The sequence below is a fragment of the Mycobacterium sp. SMC-17 genome (genome assembly GCF_045310915.1).
In the GTDB taxonomy this organism is placed as follows: domain Bacteria; phylum Actinomycetota; class Actinomycetes; order Mycobacteriales; family Mycobacteriaceae; genus Mycobacterium.
Genome location: NZ_JBJIAK010000039.1, coordinates 1 through 21,141 on the forward strand (window position 1 = coordinate 1; position 21,141 = coordinate 21,141).

Sequence of the window (21,141 nt, forward strand, 5' to 3'; positions counted from 1 at the left end):
GCGTTCACCATGACTCGTTGATCACAACGCGTGAACCACGCCAGATCCGAAGTCCACCACTCCCCGGGACGCTATCCTTTCCAGCCATAATCCCGGAAATATCGCCGCAGCTCTCCCATCATCGTCGGCAGGGCGAACGCCACGAATCGTGATCCTCGCGCAGGATCGAACCGGTTGACGGCCTGCAGCAACCCCACCCGGGCCACCTGCATCAGGTCTTCGAGATTCTCGCCGCGGCGGTCGAAGTGGCGTGCCACCCGGTCGGCCAGCGGGCAGCACCGCAGCACGATGCGTTCGAGTTGACGAGCATAGGCGGCCGAGTCGGGCGGTAATTGACGGAGCATCACGACCATCGCGACCACATCCGCGTATTCGTCAGGACTTTGATCGGGCTCTGCGCCGGCTTCTACCGGCTCACTCGCTTTACGAAAGTCGTTTTCCAACACAGAAACTGACATGCAGCACCCCTTCCAGGGTGTGACAGCACGCGCGATACCACCAATTGACGGCATAGCCGATTAGTTCGCGACATGCTGGCTTCCGCCGTGAAGGCGGAACGGCGATCTGCCGAAGTCGAGCCCGATTGCAACCGGCGAATCCTGAGAATGGAGGCCCCGCTCTGGACCGGATTCACGCGCCGAGCTGCAGTACCCTCGACTATCGCCGCTTTTGGCTAAGCGGCCACGCTGTAACAGCGTCGTGCTTCTCACAGTACACGGGGCTACCCGGCGCCACCACCGGAACGGGCGATGTACTCCTGCGCCTTGGTCTTCATCCCCTGATACACCAGGTGCCAGCCGTTGGGATCACCCTTGAGCACCGCGGCGGTCAGGTCTTTGATCTGTTCGTAGGTCGCGTGCGGAGGGATCGGCGGCACTTCGGGGTCGCACCTGACGTCCAGCACGACGGGGCGATCGGCACCCAGCGCCCGATCCCAGGCCTCGCCCAGCCGGTCGGGATCATTGACCGCGATGCCATCCAGCCCCATGGCACAGGCGATCTCGGCATACGAGACGTCCGGTAGCGATTGTGACGGCACGAACTTGGGCGCTCCGCCCATTGCCCGCAACTCCCAGGTGACCTGATTGAGATCGCCATTGTGGAAGACACACACCACCAGGCGCGGGTCGGACCATTGCTCTGCATAGCGCTTGATGGTCAACAGCTCGGCCATGCCGTTCATCTGCATCGCGCCGTCGCCGACGAGCGCGACGACAGGACGGTCCGGATGCGCGAACTTCGCACCGATCGCGTACGGCACTCCGCACCCCATGGTTGCGAGCGTGCCCGACAGCGAACCGCGCATCTCACCGCGTAACTTCAGGCACCGCGCATACCAGTTGGTGGACGAACCGGAGTCTGCCGTCACGATGGCGTCGGCCGGTATCCGCTGTGAGAGCTCCCACACGATCCGCATCGGATTCACCGGGCGGGCCGACAACATGCACTGGCGCTCGACGGTGTCCCACCAGCGAGACACGTTGTGCTCGATGGTGTCTCGCCATTTCCGGTCGGTCTTCGGTTCCACCAGCGGCAGGAGCGCACCGAGCGCGGCACTCGCGTCGGCGACGATGTTCACCTCCGTCGGGTAGCGCATGCCGATTGCCGTTCCGTCGATGTCGATCTGAATCGCCCGGGCCTGACCGAATTTCGGCAGGAACTGGCTGTAGGGAAAATTCGATCCGACGATCAGCAGGGTGTCGCAGTCGCGCATCATCTCGTAGCTCGGCCGCGACCCGAGCAACCCGATGGACCCGGTGACGTACGGCAGCTCGTCGGACAGCACGTCCTTGCCCAGCAGTGCCTTGGCGAGCCCGGCGCCCGTCTTGTACGCAAGTTCGCGCACCTCTTCGGCGGCCTGGCGGGCACCCTGCCCGACCAGAATCGCCACGCGCTCACCGGCATTGAGCACATCGGCTGCCTGGCGGACCTGTTCGTTCTGCGGATACACCGCCGGCGGCACATACTCCGGATCACTCGACGGCACCTGCTTGAACGCGTGCTGCGGAGGTTCGTATGGCTGCTCCTGCAGATCCGACGGGATCACCAGGGCCGTCGGCGCCCGCCGGGCCAGCGCGATGCGGATCGCCCGGTCGAGCGCGTTGGGTAGTTGGTTGGCGACATTGACATCGACCAGGTAATCACTGGCGACATCCTTGAAGAGACTGTGCAGGTCGACTTCCTGCTGATAGCTACCACCCATCGCGCTGCGCGCCGTCTGGCCCACGATCGCCACCACCGGAACGCGGTCGAGCTTGGCGTCGTACAGCCCGTTCAACAGGTGGATGGCGCCCGGCCCCGATGTCGCCATACAGACACCGAGCCCACCACCGAATTTGGCGTATCCCGTGGCGCCGAACGCTGCCATCTCTTCGTGGCGGGTCTGGATGAACTGCGGCACATCATCGCTCCGGCCGAATGCGGAAACGATCCCGTTGATGCCGTCACCCGGATAGGCGAATACGTGACGGACATGCCATTGCCTCAGCCGCTCGAGCAGGTAGTCCCCAACAGTCATCGTCATCCTGGCGTGGTACCCGTGAGGTACCGGACGAAACAGGCGTTTCGCGGTTCGGCCGCCCGGGTACGCCCTCAACAGGACAGTCCCAAGGAAACCGCTACCACCCGGGAGGTGTCGATGTCTGAGGTCCAGGCCGGGGCGATCGCGCAACACGATGCAGACGCACAGGGAGCCGGACACCGGCGACGCACCGTCATCAACTGGGTACTGGCCGGCCTCACCGTGCCAGGTGCCCTCGCCATCATCCTGTATCAATACGCCCAGGTCCTGGCGACCGCGGGTTGTTCCGAACGCACCTGCGCCAAGCTGGGCCCGAGCCCGTTCGTATTCGGGCTGATCGAGTACGGCGCACCGGTGGTCGCGGTGCTGGCCATCGCGATCTCATTCGTGACCGCACGCACCCGGCGTGGCATCGTCGTACCGCTGGTCGCCTGGGCCCTGTTGATCGCCGGGTTCGCCGTCCTCACGTTCACGTTCGAAACCCCTTGACAGGAAAGGGGTTCCGATGACCACTGAAACGAAGATCGAGGCCGTCCGGCCCGCGGACGTCACGAAGGGCGACGTCATCGAGGACCCGGCGGGTGGCCGTTGGCTCACGGTCCGTGAGATCCAGGTGGACTCCTCGCCCTACAAGGACATCTTCAGCTTCTACGGTTCGGGACCCGATGACCGCATCATCGTGGTCGACAAGGAAAAAGTTCGGCGTAAGAGCGATGTGTCTGATGACGGGCGAGCACGGTGACGAGGGACCATCCGACCAGCGCTGGGACCGGATGGCCCGTCACGAGACGGAAATCGAACGGCTGGACCGCAATTGGTCGAGCCTGTTGCAGGAACTCCGCGTCACACAGACCGGAGTACAGCTGCTCACCGGCTTCCTGCTGACCCTGCCGTTCCAACAGCGGTTCTCCACGCTGGATGACCAGAGCCAGGCGGTCTACCTGGCGACCGTCGGCTTCTCGGTGGCGTCGACGATTCTGCTGATCGCCCCAGTCGGCATGCACCGCATCCTGTTTCGGCAACGACGCATGTCATTGATCGTGGCCGCGGCACACCGCTGCGCCTTCTACGGCCTGCTGCTGCTCGGCATGGCCCTGACCGGCGTGACCGAATTGATCTTCGGGACCGTCGCAGGCCAGGTGGCCGGCTGGGTCGCCGGCGGCATCGGATTGGCCGGCTTCTGCACGTTCTGGGTGCTGGTGCCATTGGCGATGCAGAACAGCGGACCCAACGATACCGCTCGCGCACAATAGTTTTCACGCAAGAAGCGGCCCGGCCTCCCCACGGTTGAAGGAGGCCGGGCCGTTCTGGCTCACTGGTTCTGCTGCTGGCGCTTCTCAGCGGCCGCCGCGCCGGAGCGGGCCGACTCGGCTTCCGCCTCATGCTTGGCCGCATCGCGTTCGGCGTCGGCCTTGTCCTGCTGGGCCTGTCCCTCACGGACCAGATCGTCCCGGCCCACGACACTGCCTGCGGCTTCCTTCAGCTTGCCCTTGACACCCTCGACGGTGCCCTTGACGCCCTCTTCGGGGCCACTCTTGTTCTCTCCCACTGCATTTCCTCCTTGTATTGCGGTGTTGTCAGGTGCGATCGAAGTCCGTCACACCAGGCGATTCGCGAGTAGCGCCTTGCCTTGCTCGGCACCCTTGCGGCTTTCCTTCTGCGCCCGCTTGAACAGATCGATGAGTTCGGTATCGCCCTGGCGCTCAGCGTCGGCGCAATAGCGTTCCATGCGAAGCGCGTTGCTCAGGCAGCTCTCCACGAACCAGATGAGGTTGTAGTCCTTGTCAGCGGTTCCGGTGAAGACGCCGGTGTCGGAGCCGGTATCGATGTGCGTGGTCATACGCCATTCCTCCAAACATGCTTGATTCCGTTGAACAATCCGGCACTACCGACATACCTGGTCTGCGCCCATCGGAAACCTTCTCTGGCGCAACGTTTCGCCAAAATCTGGCATGGGTACCCGAGTGCTCAGGAGTTGATGACAATGCGAAATACCCGGCATGACCAGGGAGTACGGCACCATCACCGCCGACGCAGCCCACAATCCCAGGCAATCGGCGCCGTCTGCCGGGTGTTCGTCAAGAACATCGTGCGGATGTGGGCTCTGCAGCCGAATCTGCGTTGGCCCTTCAGCTCCGTCGATCAGGTCGCCGCGCTGGCCCCGCTGCCGAGCTCGGCGACCGTGCAGCCCGTCCGCCTGCCGTCCTGTCCGGCCGAGCTGATCGGCACCGCCGGCTCGTCGGCCCGACGCGCCATCCTCTACCTGCACGGCGGCGCGTTCCTCACCTGCGGTCTCAACACGCACCGCGCCCTTGCCGCCCGGCTTGCCCGCAGCGCCGAGGCCGAGGTACTCAACGTCGGTTACCGCATGTTGCCCAACCACGGACTGTCGGCGGCATTGGCCGACGCGGCCGACGGGCTCCGCTGGCTGCTGCGCCGCGGCTACCGCTGGTCCGACATCGTGGTGGCCGGAGATTCTGCGGGCGGATATCTGGCCCTGCAGACCGCCGCCGATCTGCTTCGGGACGGTAACCCGCCCACCGCCGGCGTGGCCGCCATCTCCCCTCTGACGACGCTGAAGCCGCGCGACAAATCCCCCAGCGGCAAGGACCGGTGCGCCATGTTCACGGCACGCGCCATGACGTCGTTCATGCGCTACGTCGCCGCGCACGGTGAGAAGAATCCGTCCGGGCAGCCGATCGCCTCGCCCGTCGACGCGGACCTGCGCCGGATGCCGCCGGTGTTGATCCACGTCAGCAGCGACGAGTTTCTCCGGCCCGACGCGGAACTGATGTACGAGCGGTTGACCGCCGCGGGGGCACAGTGCGAACTTCACATGTGGGACGGGCAGATCCACGACTTTCCGCTTGCCGCTCCCGTCCTGCCCGAAGGGCGGCGGGCGATCCACTACATCGGCGAGTTCGTCAAGCAGGTCACGCCCGCGGCGAACCTCGACGCAGCGGACTATCCGTCGGCCGCATCATTGTGAATCAGGGCTGCCCACCGCCGCGTTTGTTGACCATCGCGCTGGGTAACCAGACACGGTGGACAAAACATCGAATGCAAAGCAAGAGCAACTCGAGGCCACGCGGGTCGACAACAATGCGGGGTACCTGACCACCCAACAGGGGGTGCGGGTTCCGCACACCGACGACGCCCTCACCGCAGGTGAGCGCGGCCCGACCCTGATGGAGGATTTCCACGCGCGGGAGAAGATCACCCACTTCGACCACGAACGCATTCCCGAGCGGGTCGTGCACGCACGCGGCGCGGGGGCCTACGGGTACTTCGAGCCGTACGACGATTCGCTGGCCGACTTCACCACGGCGAAATTCCTGACCACGCCGGGCCTGCGCACACCGGTGTTCGTGCGCTTCTCCACCGTCGCGGGGTCCCGCGGCTCCGCCGACACCGTACGCGACGTCCGCGGCTTCGCCACCAAGTTCTACACCGAGCAAGGCAACTACGACCTCGTCGGCAACAACTTCCCCGTCTTCTTCATCCAGGACGGCATCAAGTTCCCCGACTTCGTCCACGCGGTGAAGCCGGAGCCGCACAACGAGATTCCGCAAGCCGCGTCTGCCCACAACACGCTGTGGGACTTCGTGTCGCTGCAGCCGGAAACGCTGCACACCATCATGTGGCTGATGTCCGACCGCGCCCTGCCGCGCAGCTACCGAATGATGCAGGGCTTCGGCGTGCACACCTTCCGGCTGGTGAACGCGGCCGGCGAGGGCGTCTTCGTGAAATTCCACTGGACGCCGAAACTCGGTGTGCACTCACTGCTCTGGGAGGAATGCCAGCAGATCGCCGGTAAGGATCCGGACTTCAATCGCCGCGACCTGTGGGACGCCATCGAGGCCGGCCAATACCCCGAGTGGGAGCTGGGCGTTCAGCTGATCCCCGAGTCCGACGAGTTCGCCTTCCCGTTCGATCTGCTCGACGCGACCAAACTTGTTCCAGAGGAACGGGTTCCGGTGATCCCGGTCGGCCGGATGGTGCTCGACCGCAACCCGGACAACTTCTTCGCCGAGACCGAACAGGTCGCGTTTCACACCGCCAATGTGGTGCCGGGTATCGACTTCACCAACGATCCCCTGCTGCAGCTCCGCAATTTCTCATACCTGGACACCCAGCTGATCCGCTTGGGCGGGCCGAATTTCGCGCAGTTGCCGGTCAACCGGCCCATCGCAGCGGTGACCAACAATCAGCGCGACGGCTACGGCCAGCACACCATCCCCCAGGGCGCCACGAGTTACCTCAAGAACAACCTCGGCGGTGGCTGTCCCGCGCTGGCCGACGAAGACGCCTACCGGCACTACACCGAACGCGTCGACGGTCGCAAGATCCGCAGCCGCGCAGAGAGTTTCAAGGACCACTACAGCCAGGCCCGGATGTTCTGGCTGAGCATGTCGACCGTCGAGAAGGACCACATCGTCGCCGCATTCTCGTTCGAACTCGGCAAGGTCGGCCCCGAGACCGGCATCCGTGAACGAGTCATCGCACAGCTCAACATGATCGACCACGAGCTGGCCGAGCGGGTCGCCGCCAAGCTCGGACTGCTGGCGCCGGACGAGGTCGCCGTCCCCGACCATGTGACGCCGTCGCCGGCGCTGTCGCAGATGAACACCGCGACCGATTCCATCGTCAGCCGCCGGATCGCCGTCCTGGCCGCCGACGGCGTGGACCTGCGCGGCACCGAGCGGACCGCCGCCGCGCTCAGGGAGTTGGGCGCCACCGTCGACATCATCGGCCTGATCGGTGGCGGCACCATCGCGACCGACACCGGCCAGGAACTCGGCGTGGATCTCGGGCTCAACACCACGTCGTCGACGCTGTACGACGCGGTGCTGGTGCCGGGACCGCAGAACTCCGTCGAGCTGCTCGCACAGGACGGTTCGGCGATCCATTTCGTCACCGAGGCCTACAAGCACCTGAAGCCCATCGCCGCGTTCGGTGCGGGTGTCGGCTTGCTGCGCGCCGCGGGGATCAATCCCGAATCCGCCGGACTGGCCGAAACCCACACGGACAGAGGCGTTGTCACTACGACATCGCACGGCGGCTCGCTCGACGAACTGTTCATCGAGGCGTTCGTCGACACGATCCGGCGGCACCGGACCTGGAACCGGGCGACGGAAGCGGTGCCTGCCTGATGTCTGACGACAACATGCTCACCCCGAGCGAGTCCACCGACTCCGACGAATTGCACAACCGCGACGGCGACCAAACCGTCGAGCCACCCGAAGGCTGGCATGGAGCCGATCAATTCGGTCTGCTCGAAGACGAAGCCGAGCAGGGCGAATCGCTCGACGACAAGCTCGCCGCCGAGGAGCCCGATGTGCTCGACGGCCCGGTCCGGCCGGACACCGAGGAGGACGCCTCGTTCTTCCCCGTCGTGGACGACGATTCGGACACCAATCAAACACCGTGAGGAGGAGTGTCATGCCGAAGACCACGAAGACAGGGCAAGCCAAGAAGAGTGAGCTGCCCAGCACACTGCAGAAGTCGAGTCCCAAGGCGCAACGCACGTTTGCGAAAGCACACGACTCGGCGGCCGAGGAATACGGCGAAGGTGAACGCGCCCACCGCGTCGCGTACTCAGCCCTGAAGCACAGCTACGAGAAGGTCGGCGACCACTGGGAGAAGAAGGACCACAAGGGCCCCTCGGACGAGCGGGCGCGCAGCGGCGGGCCCAACGCCCGCGGCAAGACCGCCGAGGGCGTTGACACCCAGGCCACCAAGAAACATCTCATGGACGTCGCGCGCCGGCTCGACATCCGGGGCCGGTCGACGATGAACAAGGACGAATTGGTCGACGCGATCGAGAAGGCCAACCGGCGGGCGAGCCGCCGCTAGCGGACTACCACTGACCGAGCTGGCACTGCACGTTGTACGGCGCGGTCTGGTGCGCTGCCGACTGCCCGTCGACCGCGATGTCGCACGTCGAGTCCGGGGCGGCCTGGCCACCGTGCGTGGTGCTGCTGACGGTGAAGATGGCCCACTGCGGGTCGGCGAGCGTCGTGGTGAACACCCACGGGGCGTCCGGACCGACGGTGACCGTCTCGCGCTTGAGGTAGGCGTAGGCGTCGGCGTTGTAGGCGGCCTTGTTCGCCGGCTGATTGACCAGATAGAGCAGGTCGAAGGTGGCCGGGCCGCCCACCGACAGCGTGTACCGGACCTCGTGGCCGGCCGGGGCGGCAGACGCCACCGGCGCCATCAGCCCAGCGGCCGCCACTGCTGCCGCGCCACACACCACTGACAACTTGACTGTCGCTTTACGCATGCCGGTCATATCGACTGACCGTACCGGACTGTTACACCCTGCATCAGACGTATCACCCCGCCTGCAGCTCCAGCAGCACTGTCACCGGCCCGTCGTTGACGAGCTCGACGTGCATATGGGCGCCGAACCGCCCGGTCGCGACCTCGGCGCCCAGCGCCCGCAGTGCCGCAGCGAACTCGTCGACGAGCGGCTCGGCGACCGGCCCGGGAGCCGCGGCGTTCCAGGACGGGCGGCGTCCCTTGGCAGTGTCGGCATACAGGGTGAACTGACTGACCACGAGGATCGGGGCGCCGGCGTCAGCGGCGCTGAGCTCGCCGTCGAGGATGCGCAGCCGCCACAGTTTGTCGGCCATCTTGCGCACCACCGCGGCGTCGTCGGTATGTGTCAGACCGACGAGCGCCACCAGGCCCTGAGGGTTCGGGGTGATCTCACCGACGGTCTGCCCGTCGACAGTCACCCGCGCCGACGTCACCCGCTGCACCAGTACCCGCACGTTCGCAGATGTTGCCACAGCAGTTTGTGGTACCTGTGGTGGTCATGGACGGCCCATCCTGGCGCGGTACTCCCCTGACCCGGCGTTCGGTCCTGGTCGGCCTCGGCGCCGTCGGGGCGTTCCTCGCCGTCGACCTCGGACTCGTCGCGTACACCAGCCGCGCCGGCACGCTGACCCGCCAGACGTTCCTGGACGGTTTCCGGAGCGTCTTCGGCGCCCACCCCGGCTTCCGGAAGAACCACGCCAAGGGCGTCTCGGTGGTCGGCCATTTCATGAGCAACGGCAACGCCGCCGCCCTGTCCCGCGCCGCGGTCTTCGGTCCGGGTGAGATGCCCGTCTCCGGTCGGTTCTCGCTGGCCGGCGGCAACCCGACCGTCGCCGATACTCCCGGCGCCGCACGCGGGCTCGGCCTGGCCATCGGCTTCCCCGGCCCCGGCCAGTGGCGGACCGCGATGCTCAACATCCCGGTGTTCCTAGACAATTCACCACAGGGCTTCTACGACCGGCTGCTGGCCTCCAAACCGGTCGCCGACGGCAAGCCCGACCCGAAGGTCATGGCCGACTTCCTCGGCCGGCACCCCGAGACCGCGGCCGCGATGGCATTGGTCAAGAAGAGCCCGCCCACGCCGGGTTTCGCCGACAGCACATTCGCGGGTCTGCACAAGTTCTATCTGGTTAGCCAGGCCGGCGTCCGCACGCCGGTCCGCTGGTCGTTCGTACCGCAGCAGACGGCGCTGCCACCGAAGTCCGACGATCCCAACGCGTTGTTCGACGCGCTGATCCTGCAGTTGAAAAAGGCTCCGCTGCAGTGGAATCTGCGACTGACGGTCGGACGGGACGGCGATCCGACCGACCCGACACTGCCGTGGCCGGCCGACCGGCAGGTCATCGACGCGGGCGTCCTGACGCTCACCGAAGCCCAGACCGATGCCGCCGGCAACGCCCGCGACATCAACTTCGATCCGCTGGTCCTGCCCGACGGCATCGAACCGTCCGACGACCCGCTGCTCAGCGCGCGGTCGGCGGTGTACGCCGGGTCGTACCGGGCCCGGACCATCGAGCCGAAAAGCGCTCCGGCCGTTCAGGTTGTGCCATGACCGGCCGCTTCCCCGTCCGCACCCGGGTGTTGCACTGGCTGACCGCGGTCGCCGTGTTCGCCGCGTTGTTGATCGGCTTCACCATGACCAACCGGATCGGTTCCCACGGGGCCCTGGTCGCCGTCCACATGACGCTGGGCATCAGCGTCCTGGTCATCGTGATCGTCCGGGCGGCAAACAGATTCACCCACAAGCCGCCGAAGTGGCCCGACACGGTGGGACCGCTGGAAGGCAAGTTGATCGCCGGGTCCGAACTGGCGATGTACGCCATGCTGCTGGCGCAGCCACTGGTCGGCTGGGCCATGGTGTCGGCTTCGGGCACCCCGGTGCGGGCCTTCGGACTGACGCTACCCGGCCTCGTCCCCTTCGACGGCGACCTGTACGGCGTTCTGCGGCAGGCACATTCAGTGGTGGCCTACCTGTTGGTGGCCGCCATCGCGGCACACGTCAGCGCCATCCTGTTCCACACCCTGACATTGCGCGACGGCATGCTCCGCCGCATGACCCACTGAGCCTTCTCCCGCGAGCGGCCGTGTTTGTACACCGACACGCCGTGTCGGGCGTGCATTTTGGGGACGCTCAGCGCTGACGAGCGGCCCCAAAATACGCAGCTAAGGAAGCAGTGCGGCCACTCGGGCGGCGACGTCGGCGATGGGCACATCGACCTGCTCACCGTTCGACAGGTTCTTGACGCCCACGGTGCCGGCCTCGATGTCGCGGTCACCCGCGACCAGGGCCACCTTGGCGCCGGAGCGGTCGGCGGCCTTCATCGCACCCTTGAGGCCGCGGTCGCCGTAACACATGTCGGTACGCACACCCGAACCACGCAGGGCCGCAACGATCTTCGCCAATTCCAGCTTGGCCGGCGCACCCAGCGGCACGGCGTACACATCGACAGCCGCCGGAGACGCCACCGTCTTGCCCTCGGCCTTGAGCGCCAGCACCGTGCGGTCCACACCGAGGCCGAAGCCGATGCCGGACAGGTCCTGCCCGCCCAGCTGCTTCATGAGGCCGTCGTAGCGGCCACCGCCACCGATGCCGGACTGCGCGCCGAGGCCGTCGTGCACGAACTCGAACGTGGTCTTGGTGTAGTAGTCCAGGCCGCGGACCATGCGCGGGTTGATGACGTACGGCACGCCGAGAGCGTCCAGGTGCGCCAGCACGGTGTCGAAGTGCTCCTTGGCGGCCTCCGACAGGTGATCGAGCATCACCGGGGCGTCGGCCGTCATCTCCTTGACGTGCGGCCGCTTGTCGTCGAGCACCCGCAGCGGATTGATCTCCGCGCGGCGCCGCGTGTCCTCGTCGAGATCGAGCTTGAACAGGAAGTCCTGCAACAGCTTCCGGTACTGCGGGCGGCAGGTGTCGTCGCCCAGCGACGTGATCTCCAAGCGGAAGCCGTCGAGGCCCAGCGAGCGGAAGCCGGCGTCGGCCACGGCGATCACCTCGGCGTCGAGCGCCGGGTCGTCGATGCCGATGGCCTCGACTCCCACCTGCTGCAGCTGGCGGTACCGGCCGGCCTGCGGCCGCTCGTACCGGAAGAACGGTCCGGAGTACCGCAGCTTGGCCGGCAGCGCTCCGCGGTCCAGTCCGTGTTCGATGACGGCCCGCATGACGCCGGCGGTGCCTTCGGGCCGCAGCGTGACGGAGCGGTCGCCGCGGTCGGCGAAGGTGTACATCTCCTTCGACACCACGTCGGTGGACTCGCCCACACCGCGGGCGAACAGCGCGGTGTCCTCGAAGACCGGCAGCTCGATGTGGCCGTACCCGGCCAACCGCGCGACGTTCAGCAGTCCGTCACGTACCGCGACAAATTCCGCCGAGTCCGGGGGCAGGTAATCCGGGACGCCCTTGGGCGCCTGAAAATCGCTCAACTTGATAAGCCTTCGAGGAATGGGTTGGTACGGCGTTCGGCGCCGATCGTGGTCTGTGGGCCGTGCCCAGGTAGTACCACGGTGTCGTCGTCGAGCACCAACAGTTTTGTCACGATCGAGTTCAGCAGGTCCCGGCCGCTGCCGCCCGGGAGATCGGTGCGGCCCACCGACTGCTTGAACAAGGTGTCGCCGGTGAATGCCAGTTCGGCGGGACCGTCGGTCACGCGGAACACCACCGAGCCCCGGGTGTGCCCCGGCGTGTGGTCCACCGTCACGGTGATGCCGCCCAGGTAGAGCTTGTCACCGTCGCGGTCGAGTTCGACGACCTGCTTGGGCTCGGAGAAGAGCACCCCGAACGCCAGCTGCGCCAACCGCGGACCGAACCCCTTGATGGGATCGGTCAGCATGAACCGGTCCTCGGGGTGGATGTACACCGGGCAGCCGTAGGTGTCCGCCACCTTCTGCGCCGACCAGATGTGGTCGACGTGGCCGTGGGTGAGCAGCACCGCCGACGGGGTGAGCCGGTTCTCATCCAGGATTTCGCGGATGCGGCCCATGGCCCGCTGGCCCGGGTCGACGATGATGGCGTCCGACCCGGCGCGCGCCGCGAGGATGTAGCAGTTGCACTGCAACATCCCGGCCGGAAACCCCGTCAACAACACGTAGCCATTTTCCCACGTGGGAAACTGCCTCCATGACGCAGCCAGGACCGTGGGGACCCCCGCCGCCCGACCAGCCCCAGTACTACGGTGCGCCGCAATACGTTCCGGGCTTTCCGCCACCGAAGAAGTCCCGCACCGGCTGGGTGATGTTCGCCGTGATCGCCGTCATCGCGCTGATCGCGGCCGGCGTCGCCGCCGTCATCGTGCTTCGGCACAAGAACGTGCCCGTCGGGGGGGCCGCCGAGACATCGTCCGCTGACTCCGGTCCGACGCCGCTGCGCTCGATCCGCCTCGCGGCGCCCAACGTCGTCACCAAGCCGGGCAGCTCCGAGCCGAAGGCCACGCTCACGGTCTACGAGGACTTCCTGTGCCCGTTCTGCGGCCGGTTCGAGCAGGTCTACGGCCCGACCATCGGCAAGCTGATCACCGACGGCCGCGTCGCCGTGGACTACACCATGGTTTCGATCCTGGGCCGTGGCGACCTGACGTCGTACTCGGTACGGGCCGGCGCGGCGGCGTACTGCGTGGCCGACGCCGACACCGCGGCGTTCCAGCGATTCCATGCCGCGCTGTTCGCGCATCAACCCGACGAGTCGGCGCAGACGTTCCCGGCCGACGACGAGCTGGTCGAACAGGCGAAGAAGACCGGCGCCCCGGATTCGGTCGCCGATTGCATCACCGGCGGCAAGTACCGCGACATGGTCAACAGCGCGGTGAAGAGCTCGGGCATCAGCTCGACGCCGACGGTCCTGCTCAACGGCACCGATATCGGGGACGCCGTGCTGCTGCATCCCGATCCGCAGGCGCTGCTGGACCAGCTCAAGAACGTCTCAGGGTGACCTGGCACACTCGGTGCCGACCAGCTGTACGTCGGGGCAATTCCCCCGACCGTGACGAGGAGGGCTTCGGCGGTGCCGACGAATGAACAACGGCGGGAGACCGCCAAGCGCAAGCTGGAACGGCAGTTGGAGCGCCGGGCCGAGAAGGCCCGCAAGCAGCGCATCATCACCATCGCCGCGTCGGTGGTCGCGGTGCTCGCGGTGATCGGCGGCGCCGTCTTTGGTGTCATCTACCTCAACAAGGACTCCGACTCCTCGTCGGCGACGGCCTCGGCATCGACCGAGAGCTCGACCGCCCCGGCGCAGAACCCGCCCGCCGACGGCAAGCTGCCGCCGTTCGTGGCGCCCGCCGGCCTCGGTGAGAACTGCCAGTACCCGGCGTCGTCGGAGCAGGCCAGCAAGAAGGTCAACCCGCCGCGCACCGGCAAGATCCCGACCACCCCGCCGACGGTGACGGCCAGCATGAGCACCAATCAGGGCAACCTGGGCCTGACGCTGGACAACGCCAAGGCGCCGTGCACCGTCAACAGCTTCGCCAGCCTGGCGCAGCAGGGCTACTTCAACGACACCCCCTGCCACCGGCTCACCAAGGGCGGCCTGGACGTCCTGCAGTGCGGTGACCCGACGGGCTCCGGCATGGGCGGCCCCGGCTACCAGTTCGCCAACGAGTACCCGACGAACCAGTACCAGCCCGACAGCCCCGCGCTGAGCCAGCCGGTCGTCTACCCGCGCGGCACGCTCGCGATGGCCAACGCCGGCCCGAACACCAACGGCAGCCAGTTCTTCCTGGTCTACCAGGATTCGCAGCTGCCTCCGGGCTACACCGCGTTCGGCACCGTCGACGCGACCGGCCTGGCCACCCTGGACAAGATCGCCCAGAACGGCATCGAGGGCGGCGGCGGCGACGGCAAGCCCGCGCAGCCGGTCACGGTGAAGTACATCCAGCTCGACTGACAGTTCACGAAGAAGGCCCGGTCACCACGGTGACCGGGCCTTCTTCGTGTTAGGCCCTGCGCGGACCCGGCAGCGGTGGAATCATGCGGATCGTGGCGAACACCAAACCGCAGACCATCTCGTACCCGGCGCCCGGCTCGCGGCCGAACCGCCACGACGATGTCGCCGTCGATCCACACGTGATCGTGCTGTTCGGCGCGACCGGCGACCTCGCCAAACGCAAACTGCTGCCAGGTCTGGCCTATCTGGACCAGTCCGAACTGGCACCCGACATCCAGATCGTCGGCACCTCGTTGGAGGACCTGACGATCGACGAGTTCCGCGCGCTGGCCAAGGCCGCGATCGACGAATTCGGCAGCCACCACCTGACCGACGAACAGTGGGAACGGTTCGCCGCGACGCTCACCTACGTCCCGCAGAGCGCCGGGCCGTCTGGTCTGGCGGCTGCGGTGGCCGCCGCGGAGAAGAAACTGGGCCCGAATGTGCGCCGCCTGCACTATCTTTCGGTACCACCCAAAGCTGCGCGCGCCGTCATCGCGACCCTGGACGAGGCCGGCCTGGTCGAGCGCTCCCGCGTCGTCATGGAGAAGCCGTTCGGGACCGACCTGGCCAGCGCCGTCGAACTCAACAACTTCGTTCACGAAACGTTCGACGAGGCACAGATTTTCCGGATCGACCACTTTCTGGGCAAGGAAGCCGCGCAGAACATCCTGGCGTTCCGGTTCGCCAACGGCCTGTTCGAGCCGATCTGGAATCGCAACTTCATCGACCACATCCAGATCGACATTCCCGAGATGCTCGGGCTGGATGCCCGCGCCAACTTCTACGAGAGCACCGGCGCCTACAAGGACATGGTGGTCACCCACCTGTTCCAGGTGATGGCGTTCGTGGTGATGGAGCCGCCGACGGCGCTGGAACCGCGCGCCATCAGCGAGGAGAAGAACAAGGTCTTCCGGTCCATGCTGCCGGTGAAGGTGTCCGACGTCGTCCGTGGGCAGTTCACCGGCTACCGCGAACTCGAGGGCGTGGCAAGGGATTCCGATACGGAGACATTCATCGCCTTGAAGGTCGGCATCGACAACTGGCGCTGGGCCGGCGTGCCGATCTACCTACGCACCGGCAAGAAGATGGCCGAGGGCATGCGCATCATCTCGATCGCCTTCAAGGAGGCGCCGCGCACCATGTTCCCGTCGGGTTCGGGCGTCGGTTCCCAGGGACCCGACCACCTGACCTTCGACCTGGCCGACAACTCGAAGGTGTCACTGTCGTTCTACGGCAAGCGGCCCGGGCCGGGCATGAAGCTCGAGAAGCTTTCGATGCAGTTCTCGGCCACCGAGGCCGACGGCGCCGACCAGGTACTGGAGGCCTACGAGCGGTTGATCCTCGACGCCATGCGCGGCGACCACACACTGTTCACCACTGCCGAGGGCATCGAGTCCCTGTGGGCGAATTCGGCTGCGCTGCTGGCGGATCCGCCGCCGGTCAAGAACTACCAGCCCGGTACCTGGGGCCCCAACGCCATCCACCAACTGATCGCGCCCAACGCCTGGCGGCTGCCGTTCGAACGGGGTTGGCGCGAGGCCAAGAAGAAGTAGCTGCTACGGCCGCGGCGCCGCGGCCGCCTGCTCGAGCTGCAGGATGGCCGCGTCGACCATGGTCTGGATGATTTCGCAGGTGCTGAAATCGCTCATCCACAGATGCGGCGTGTCGGTGCGGTGCAGCATCGCAACGCCGTGCAGCGCGACCGACAGCGCCGCGGCCACCCGCTTCGCGTCGGGCCCCGGCTCGGAGTCTGGGTCCATGCCGCCGGCGGCCAACAGGCCGCGCGTCACGACCTCGAGCGCCTGGCGCGCCGACGGGGTGATCTCGTCGACCTTGACCATCAGGACGTATCGCAACGGAAAGCGTTGGGCGAACGCGACATACGCACGGCAGCCGAGCAGTAGGCGCTCTCGCCGCGTCTTGCCGCTCTGCACCTGCTCGGCGATGTCCTGGTTCACCTGATCCCAGCTCAGCTCCGCCACTGCGGCCAGCACGTCCTCGCGACTGTCGAAATGGGCGTACACCGACATGTTCGAGATGCCGGCTTCACGCGCGATGCTCCGCAACGACACCTCGTTCGTGGACTCCGATGAGTCGACGACCCGGATCGCGGCGGCCAGGATTTCGTCGCGCAGCAGCGCGCCCTGCCCTCGCACATTCCGCTGCCGTGTCGAGCCCGCCATGCCTTCACCCTAATCGTCGTCGTGACGAGGTGTGATGGTCGCCACCGCCCGTAACTATACATGCGTATATATACAGTCGTATGGTGCTCGTCATGAACTGGTTGCTCAAGACCGCGCGGCGCGGCTGGGTGCTGCTGACGGTTGTCGGGGTCGTCACGGTCGGCGGTTTCGTCATCGACCGCTTCCACGGCGTGTTCGGCAGCCAGCATTCCGCCGAAACCCGCACGGACAACATCGTTTCGACCATCCCGAAGTACGTGACGTACGAAGTGGACGGACCCTCCGACACCAGCGGGATGATCAGCTACGTCGACGAGCGGGCCCAGCCGCAACGCGAGCGCTTCACCTCACTGCCCTGGTCGAAAACCCTGACCACCACGGTGCCGAGCGTGTTCGCCAACCTCGTCGCACAGGGCGACAGCAGCCGACTGACCTGCCGCATCACGGTCAATGGCGAGCTGCGTGACCATCAGTCATCCGACGGCGCTTCGGCGACCACGTTCTGCCTGGTGAAGGCAGCATGAGCGGCCAGCACAGCAGCCGGGGCCGCTATCCCCGGCTGATCCGCATCCTGTCGGTGCCGATCATCCTGATCTGGCTGGCAGCCACCGCGGCCACCAACCTGCTGGTGCCCAAACTCGAGGTCGTCGGCGCGAACAACGCCGTGTCGCTCTCCCCGCAGGACGCTCCATCGGTCATCGCGACCAAACACATCGGCACCACATTCGGCGAATTCGATTCCGACAGCGTGCTGATGATCATCATCGAGTCGGATCAGGCGCTCGGCAACACCGCACGGCAGTACTACGGCGACCTGGTGCACCAGCTCCAGCAGGACACCGCACACATCGAGCACGTGCAGGACTTCTGGGGCGACCGCATCACCTCGGCCGGATCCGAGAGCGAGGACCACAAGGCGGCCTACGTCCAGGTGAACCTGCGCGGTGACCAAGGGTCCACCGAGGGTGTCGAATCCGTGGATGCGGTGCGGCACATCGTCGACCGCAGCCATCCGCCGGCCGGGGTCAAGGCGTTCGTCACCGGCCAGGCCGCCCTGGTCGCCGACACCAACGAGGCCGGCGACAAGAGCATGGTCAAGATGACGGTCGTGACGCTCGTCGTCATCGCGTTGATGCTGCTGGTCGTATACCGCTCCATCGCAACGACATTCATCGCGCTCCTGGTCGTACTGACCGAGATGAGCATGGCCCGCGGGCTGGTCGCCGTCCTCGGTAATGCCCAGTTGATCAGTCTGTCGACCTTCGCCGTCAGCGTGCTGACCGCGCTCGCGATCGCCGCCGGCACCGACTACTGGATATTCCTGGTCGGCCGCTATCACGAGGCCCGCAATGCCGGCGAGGACCGGGAAACCGCCTATTACTCAACGTTTTCCAGCGTCTACCACGTGATCCTCGGCTCCGGCCTGACCATCGCCGGCGCCATGATGTGCCTGCTGTTCACCCGGCTGAACTACTTCAACACCCTCGCGCTGCCGTGTGCGACCGCGATGACCGTCATCCTGGTCATGGCGCTGACCTTCGCACCCGTCGTGATGGTGGTCAGCACCCACTTCGGGCTGCTGGACCCCAAGCGTGCCAACAAGACCCGCGGCTGGCGCCGGGTCGGCACCGCCGTGGTCCGGTGGCCCGGGCCCATCCTGGTCGCGGCCACCGCCGCCGCGCTGGTCGGCGTGCTGGCATTGCCCGGATACCGCACCAACTACGACAACCGCTTCTACGTACCGAAAGACGTGCCGTCCAACATCGGCTATGCCGCGGCCGAAGAGCATTTCACCTCCGCGCGGATGAACCCCGACATGTTGATGGTCGAGGCCGATCACGACCTGCGGAACTCCCGGGACATGCTGGTGCTGGACCGGATCGCGAAGAACATCTTCCGGGTTCCGGGTATCGCCCGGGTGCAGAGCATCACGCGCCCGCTCGGCCCACCGATGGAACACGGCTCGGTGCCGTTCCAGATCAGCGCGCAGGCCGTCTCGATGAACGAGAACCTGCAGTTCCTGAAGGCCCGCCTCGGCGACGTGCAGACCATGACCGACCACCTCACCTCGATGATCGGCATCATGCGGCACATGCACGACCTCAGCGTGCAGCTGGCCGATGCCACGCATGCCGGAGATGTTGCCGCGCAGGACATGTCGGCGACCACCGCCGAGTTGCGGGACCAGATCGCCGATTTCGACGACTTCTTCCGGCCGCTGCGGAACTACTTCTACTGGGAGCCGCACTGCTTCGACATTCCGGTCTGTCACGCGATGCGCTCGGTGTTCGACGCCACCGACGGCTTCGACCGGCTGGCCGACAACACCAGGGCACTGTCGGACGCCATGGGCAAGCTCGACGTGGTGACGCCGCAGATCGCCGCCCAGCTGCCACCCCTGATCAGCCTGTCCACGGACGTCCGCAACCTGATGCAGACCATGCGCAGCACTTTCGACGGCATGGTCACCCAGATGGAACGCATGACCGACACCGCTGCGGCCATGGGTCAGACGTTCGACGACGCGAAGAACGACGACATGTTCTACCTGCCGCCAGAAGCGTTCAGCAGCCCCGACTTTCAGCGCGGCATGGAACTGATGCTCTCCCCCGACGGCAAGGCGGCCCGCTTCATCGTCACTCATGACGTTGATCCCGCAACCCTGGAGGGCATTTCGCACGTCGATGCCGAACTGCAGGCCGCCAAGGAGGCCGTCAAGGGCACGCCGCTGGCCGGCGCGAAGTTCTATCTGGGCGGTACCGCCGCGACCTACAAGGACATCCAGCAGGGCGCGCACTACGACCTGCTGATCGCCGCCCTCGCCGCCATCATCCTGATCTTCGTGGTGATGCTGCTGATCACCCGGGCCCTGGTCGCGTCGATCGTCATCGTCGGCACCGTGGTGCTGTCGCTGGCCGCGTCGTTCGGTCTGTCGGTGCTGATCTGGCAGTACTTCCTGGGCATCGAGTTGCAGTGGCTGGTGATCGCCATGTCGGTCATCGTCCTGCTGGCCGTCGGCTCCGACTACAACCTGCTGGTGGTGTCCCGCTTCAAGGAGGAGATCAGCGCCGGCCTGCGCACCGGACTGATCCGTGCCACCGGCGCCACCGGTGGCGTCGTCACCGCCGCCGGCCTGGTGTTCGCGTTCACCATGATCTCGATGATCGCGAGCGATCTGCGGTCGGTCGGCCAGATCGGCACCACGATCGGACTCGGCCTGCTGTTCGACACCTTCGTGGTGCGCTCCCTGATCACCCCGTCGATCGCGGCACTGCTCGGACGCTGGTTCTGGTGGCCACTGAAGGTCCGGAGCCGTCCCGCCCGTGCCGCTGAAACCACCAGCACAACACCGGAATTGGAGATGGCATGAAGCTGCGTCCCTTCACCGATCTGACCACTGTCACCGCGATCGACTCCGGTGTGTTCACCGCCAACATCGACGGCAGGTGGACCATCGGCCCCAAGGTGCACGGGGGCTGCATGATGGCGCTGTGCGCCGCCGCCGCTCGCCAGAGTGTTCCCGACGCCGCCGACCTGGCCCCGATTGCGTTGAGCGCCAACTACCTCAACGCGCCCGATCCGGGCGAGGTCCGGCTCAGCACCACGATCCGCAAACGCGGCCGACAGGTGAACCTGGTCGAGGTCGAGCTGTCACAACGCGGCCGGGTCGCCGTCACGTGCTCGGTCACCCTGGGACAACTGGATGCGAAGCCGCCGCGCCATCAGGTGCCGCTGGAAGTCTGCTCCATGACGGTCGAGCCGCCGGCTGATGCGGTACCGGTGACCGCCGACCATCCGCTGGGGCACGTCGTCCACGTCGCGCAGGGCTGCGACATGCGTCTGGACGCGGCAACACCGTTCCTGACCGGCGCCGAAGGCGAGCCTGTCACCCGGATATGGTTGCGTCCCTTTGCCTCCGACGAAGCCGATCCAGATGCGACCTTGCTCTTCGCGCTGATGGCCGGTGACATCACACCGCCGGTCACGATGAACCGCGGACACTTCGGATGGACGCCGACGGTCCAGCTGACCACCTACCTGAGGCGCCGGCCCGCACCCGGGTGGCTGCGAGTCATGGCCAGCTCCACCGTCATCGGCGACACCTGGTTCGAGGAGGACCACCTCATCGTCGATGCCAACGGCCAGGTGGTCGTACAGAGTCGCCAAATGGCGATGCTGCCGCTGGGGTCCTGACG

The 21,141-nt window shown here is 66.3% G+C and carries 23 protein-coding genes and 1 pseudogene; 15 read left to right on the forward strand and 9 right to left on the reverse strand.

Going from position 1 to position 21,141, the window contains the following annotated elements:
• Window positions 1-80: 80 nt before the first annotated feature.
• A pseudogene (locus ACJH7A_RS21680) lies at window positions 81-353 on the reverse strand (sigma-70 family RNA polymerase sigma factor); the annotation flags it as partial.
• A 368-nt stretch (window positions 354-721) separates the two neighbouring features.
• The gene (locus ACJH7A_RS21685; RefSeq protein ID WP_406802682.1) at window positions 722-2,524 is read right to left on the reverse strand and encodes a thiamine pyrophosphate-requiring protein; all 1,803 of its coding nucleotides are present in this window, start codon (window positions 2,522-2,524) and stop codon (window positions 722-724) included.
• A 114-nt stretch (window positions 2,525-2,638) separates the two neighbouring features.
• Here ACJH7A_RS21685 and ACJH7A_RS21690 point away from each other — a divergent pair, with 114 nt between their 5' ends.
• Genes ACJH7A_RS21690 through ACJH7A_RS21700 form a run of 3 tightly spaced genes read left to right on the forward strand, consistent with a single transcriptional unit; the run spans window position 2,639 to window position 3,774 of the window.
• Window positions 2,639-3,010, forward strand: a complete 372-nt coding sequence (locus ACJH7A_RS21690; protein ID WP_406802683.1) for a hypothetical protein — start codon at window positions 2,639-2,641, stop codon at window positions 3,008-3,010.
• 16 nt (window positions 3,011-3,026) lie between these two features.
• Complete coding sequence (locus ACJH7A_RS21695; RefSeq protein WP_406774739.1) at window positions 3,027-3,263, forward strand: hypothetical protein; 237 nt, start codon at window positions 3,027-3,029, stop codon at window positions 3,261-3,263.
• Window positions 3,244-3,774: a DUF6328 family protein gene (locus tag ACJH7A_RS21700; RefSeq protein WP_406774740.1), complete on the forward strand. Its 531-nt coding sequence runs from the start codon at window positions 3,244-3,246 to the stop codon at window positions 3,772-3,774. Before ACJH7A_RS21695 ends, ACJH7A_RS21700 begins: the two co-directional genes overlap by 20 nt.
• Window positions 3,775-3,833: 59 nt before the next feature.
• On the opposite strand, the gene ACJH7A_RS21705 is transcribed toward ACJH7A_RS21700, so the two are convergent.
• On the reverse strand, window positions 3,834-4,070 hold the full coding sequence (locus tag ACJH7A_RS21705; protein ID WP_406774741.1) for a CsbD family protein: 237 nt from the start codon (window positions 4,068-4,070) through the stop codon (window positions 3,834-3,836).
• Window positions 4,071-4,118: 48 nt separating this feature from the next.
• The gene (locus tag ACJH7A_RS21710; RefSeq protein WP_318984476.1) at window positions 4,119-4,361 is read right to left on the reverse strand and encodes a hypothetical protein; all 243 of its coding nucleotides are present in this window, start codon (window positions 4,359-4,361) and stop codon (window positions 4,119-4,121) included.
• 231 nt (window positions 4,362-4,592) lie between these two features.
• Here ACJH7A_RS21710 and ACJH7A_RS21715 point away from each other — a divergent pair, with 231 nt between their 5' ends.
• From ACJH7A_RS21715 to ACJH7A_RS21730, 4 genes are read left to right on the forward strand one after another with little or no spacing between them, the layout of a single operon-like run.
• Window positions 4,593-5,510 carry an alpha/beta hydrolase gene (locus tag ACJH7A_RS21715; RefSeq protein WP_406802684.1) on the forward strand — a complete coding sequence of 306 codons (918 nt, stop codon included), beginning with the start codon at window positions 4,593-4,595 and terminating at the stop codon, window positions 5,508-5,510.
• A gap of 55 nt (window positions 5,511-5,565) precedes the next feature.
• Window positions 5,566-7,674 (forward strand): catalase, encoded by a 2,109-nt coding sequence (locus ACJH7A_RS21720; protein WP_406802685.1) that lies wholly within the window; start codon window positions 5,566-5,568, stop codon window positions 7,672-7,674.
• Window positions 7,674-7,952 carry a hypothetical protein gene (locus tag ACJH7A_RS21725; protein WP_406802686.1) on the forward strand — a complete coding sequence of 93 codons (279 nt, stop codon included), beginning with the start codon at window positions 7,674-7,676 and terminating at the stop codon, window positions 7,950-7,952. Before ACJH7A_RS21720 ends, ACJH7A_RS21725 begins: the two co-directional genes overlap by 1 nt.
• 11 nt (window positions 7,953-7,963) lie before the next feature.
• Window positions 7,964-8,377 (forward strand): ChaB family protein, encoded by a 414-nt coding sequence (locus tag ACJH7A_RS21730; RefSeq protein WP_318984472.1) that lies wholly within the window; start codon window positions 7,964-7,966, stop codon window positions 8,375-8,377.
• A gap of 4 nt (window positions 8,378-8,381) precedes the next feature.
• Here the strand turns inward: ACJH7A_RS21730 and ACJH7A_RS21735 are convergent, their stop codons facing one another.
• Both ACJH7A_RS21735 and dtd read right to left on the reverse strand, forming a co-directional pair.
• Window positions 8,382-8,813, reverse strand: a complete 432-nt coding sequence (locus tag ACJH7A_RS21735; RefSeq protein ID WP_020101738.1) for a hypothetical protein — start codon at window positions 8,811-8,813, stop codon at window positions 8,382-8,384.
• 43 nt (window positions 8,814-8,856) lie between these two features.
• On the reverse strand, window positions 8,857-9,297 hold the full coding sequence (dtd, locus tag ACJH7A_RS21740) for a D-aminoacyl-tRNA deacylase (protein WP_406775792.1): 441 nt from the start codon (window positions 9,295-9,297) through the stop codon (window positions 8,857-8,859).
• A gap of 44 nt (window positions 9,298-9,341) precedes the next feature.
• Here dtd and ACJH7A_RS21745 point away from each other — a divergent pair, with 44 nt between their 5' ends.
• Window positions 9,342-10,394, forward strand: a complete 1,053-nt coding sequence (locus ACJH7A_RS21745) for a catalase family peroxidase (RefSeq protein ID WP_406802687.1) — start codon at window positions 9,342-9,344, stop codon at window positions 10,392-10,394.
• Window positions 10,391-10,906: a cytochrome b gene (locus ACJH7A_RS21750; protein ID WP_406802688.1), complete on the forward strand. Its 516-nt coding sequence runs from the start codon at window positions 10,391-10,393 to the stop codon at window positions 10,904-10,906. Before ACJH7A_RS21745 ends, ACJH7A_RS21750 begins: the two co-directional genes overlap by 4 nt.
• A gap of 99 nt (window positions 10,907-11,005) precedes the next feature.
• On the opposite strand, the gene hisS is transcribed toward ACJH7A_RS21750, so the two are convergent.
• Complete coding sequence (gene hisS, locus ACJH7A_RS21755) at window positions 11,006-12,265, reverse strand: histidine--tRNA ligase (protein ID WP_212811610.1); 1,260 nt, start codon at window positions 12,263-12,265, stop codon at window positions 11,006-11,008.
• On the reverse strand, window positions 12,262-12,927 hold the full coding sequence (locus ACJH7A_RS21760; RefSeq protein WP_064859003.1) for an MBL fold metallo-hydrolase: 666 nt from the start codon (window positions 12,925-12,927) through the stop codon (window positions 12,262-12,264). The genes hisS and ACJH7A_RS21760 overlap by 4 nt, the downstream gene beginning before the upstream one ends.
• A gap of 32 nt (window positions 12,928-12,959) precedes the next feature.
• On the opposite strand from ACJH7A_RS21760, the gene ACJH7A_RS21765 reads away from it, so the two are divergent.
• From ACJH7A_RS21765 to zwf, 3 genes are all read left to right on the forward strand, one after another.
• Window positions 12,960-13,766 (forward strand): thioredoxin domain-containing protein, encoded by an 807-nt coding sequence (locus ACJH7A_RS21765; protein WP_212811611.1) that lies wholly within the window; start codon window positions 12,960-12,962, stop codon window positions 13,764-13,766.
• Between the two features lie 72 nt (window positions 13,767-13,838).
• Window positions 13,839-14,720, forward strand: coding sequence for a peptidylprolyl isomerase (locus ACJH7A_RS21770; RefSeq protein WP_064859001.1), 882 nt, complete (start codon window positions 13,839-13,841; stop codon window positions 14,718-14,720).
• 92 nt (window positions 14,721-14,812) lie between these two features.
• Entirely contained in the window at window positions 14,813-16,315 is a 1,503-nt protein-coding gene (gene zwf, locus ACJH7A_RS21775; protein WP_064859023.1) for a glucose-6-phosphate dehydrogenase, read from the forward strand.
• Window positions 16,316-16,318: 3 nt separating this feature from the next.
• Here the strand turns inward: zwf and ACJH7A_RS21780 are convergent, their stop codons facing one another.
• Window positions 16,319-16,945 (reverse strand): TetR/AcrR family transcriptional regulator, encoded by a 627-nt coding sequence (locus ACJH7A_RS21780; protein WP_244872569.1) that lies wholly within the window; start codon window positions 16,943-16,945, stop codon window positions 16,319-16,321.
• 92 nt (window positions 16,946-17,037) lie between these two features.
• Between ACJH7A_RS21780 and ACJH7A_RS21785 the strand changes: the two genes are divergently transcribed.
• The 3 genes from ACJH7A_RS21785 to ACJH7A_RS21795 are packed head-to-tail and all read left to right on the forward strand — an operon-like array spanning window position 17,038 to window position 21,139.
• On the forward strand, window positions 17,038-17,469 hold the full coding sequence (locus tag ACJH7A_RS21785; protein ID WP_244872570.1) for an MmpS family transport accessory protein: 432 nt from the start codon (window positions 17,038-17,040) through the stop codon (window positions 17,467-17,469).
• The gene (locus tag ACJH7A_RS21790; protein ID WP_406802689.1) at window positions 17,466-20,315 is read left to right on the forward strand and encodes an RND family transporter; all 2,850 of its coding nucleotides are present in this window, start codon (window positions 17,466-17,468) and stop codon (window positions 20,313-20,315) included. Before ACJH7A_RS21785 ends, ACJH7A_RS21790 begins: the two co-directional genes overlap by 4 nt.
• A complete protein-coding gene (locus ACJH7A_RS21795; protein ID WP_212811614.1) occupies window positions 20,312-21,139 on the forward strand; it encodes a thioesterase family protein in 828 nt (275 codons plus the stop codon). Before ACJH7A_RS21790 ends, ACJH7A_RS21795 begins: the two co-directional genes overlap by 4 nt.
• Window positions 21,140-21,141 lie beyond the last annotated feature (2 nt).

Excerpts from the sequence above, each read along its gene's own strand:
- ACJH7A_RS21685 (WP_406802682.1), bottom strand. The coding sequence starts at position 2,524 with ATGACGATGACTGTTGGGGACTACCTGCTCGAGCGGCTGAGGCAATGG.
- ACJH7A_RS21690 (WP_406802683.1), top strand. The coding sequence starts at position 2,639 with ATGTCTGAGGTCCAGGCCGGGGCGATCGCGCAACACGATGCAGACGCA.
- ACJH7A_RS21695 (WP_406774739.1), top strand. The coding sequence starts at position 3,027 with ATGACCACTGAAACGAAGATCGAGGCCGTCCGGCCCGCGGACGTCACG.
- ACJH7A_RS21700 (WP_406774740.1), top strand. The coding sequence starts at position 3,244 with ATGACGGGCGAGCACGGTGACGAGGGACCATCCGACCAGCGCTGGGAC.
- ACJH7A_RS21710 (WP_318984476.1), bottom strand. The coding sequence starts at position 4,361 with ATGACCACGCACATCGATACCGGCTCCGACACCGGCGTCTTCACCGGA.
- ACJH7A_RS21725 (WP_406802686.1), top strand. The coding sequence starts at position 7,674 with ATGTCTGACGACAACATGCTCACCCCGAGCGAGTCCACCGACTCCGAC.
- ACJH7A_RS21730 (WP_318984472.1), top strand. The coding sequence starts at position 7,964 with ATGCCGAAGACCACGAAGACAGGGCAAGCCAAGAAGAGTGAGCTGCCC.
- ACJH7A_RS21735 (WP_020101738.1), bottom strand. The coding sequence starts at position 8,813 with ATGACCGGCATGCGTAAAGCGACAGTCAAGTTGTCAGTGGTGTGTGGC.
- ACJH7A_RS21745 (WP_406802687.1), top strand. The coding sequence starts at position 9,342 with ATGGACGGCCCATCCTGGCGCGGTACTCCCCTGACCCGGCGTTCGGTC.
- ACJH7A_RS21750 (WP_406802688.1), top strand. The coding sequence starts at position 10,391 with ATGACCGGCCGCTTCCCCGTCCGCACCCGGGTGTTGCACTGGCTGACC.
- ACJH7A_RS21765 (WP_212811611.1), top strand. The coding sequence starts at position 12,960 with ATGACGCAGCCAGGACCGTGGGGACCCCCGCCGCCCGACCAGCCCCAG.
- ACJH7A_RS21780 (WP_244872569.1), bottom strand. The coding sequence starts at position 16,945 with ATGGCGGGCTCGACACGGCAGCGGAATGTGCGAGGGCAGGGCGCGCTG.
- ACJH7A_RS21785 (WP_244872570.1), top strand. The coding sequence starts at position 17,038 with ATGAACTGGTTGCTCAAGACCGCGCGGCGCGGCTGGGTGCTGCTGACG.
- ACJH7A_RS21790 (WP_406802689.1), top strand. The coding sequence starts at position 17,466 with ATGAGCGGCCAGCACAGCAGCCGGGGCCGCTATCCCCGGCTGATCCGC.
- ACJH7A_RS21795 (WP_212811614.1), top strand. The coding sequence starts at position 20,312 with ATGAAGCTGCGTCCCTTCACCGATCTGACCACTGTCACCGCGATCGAC.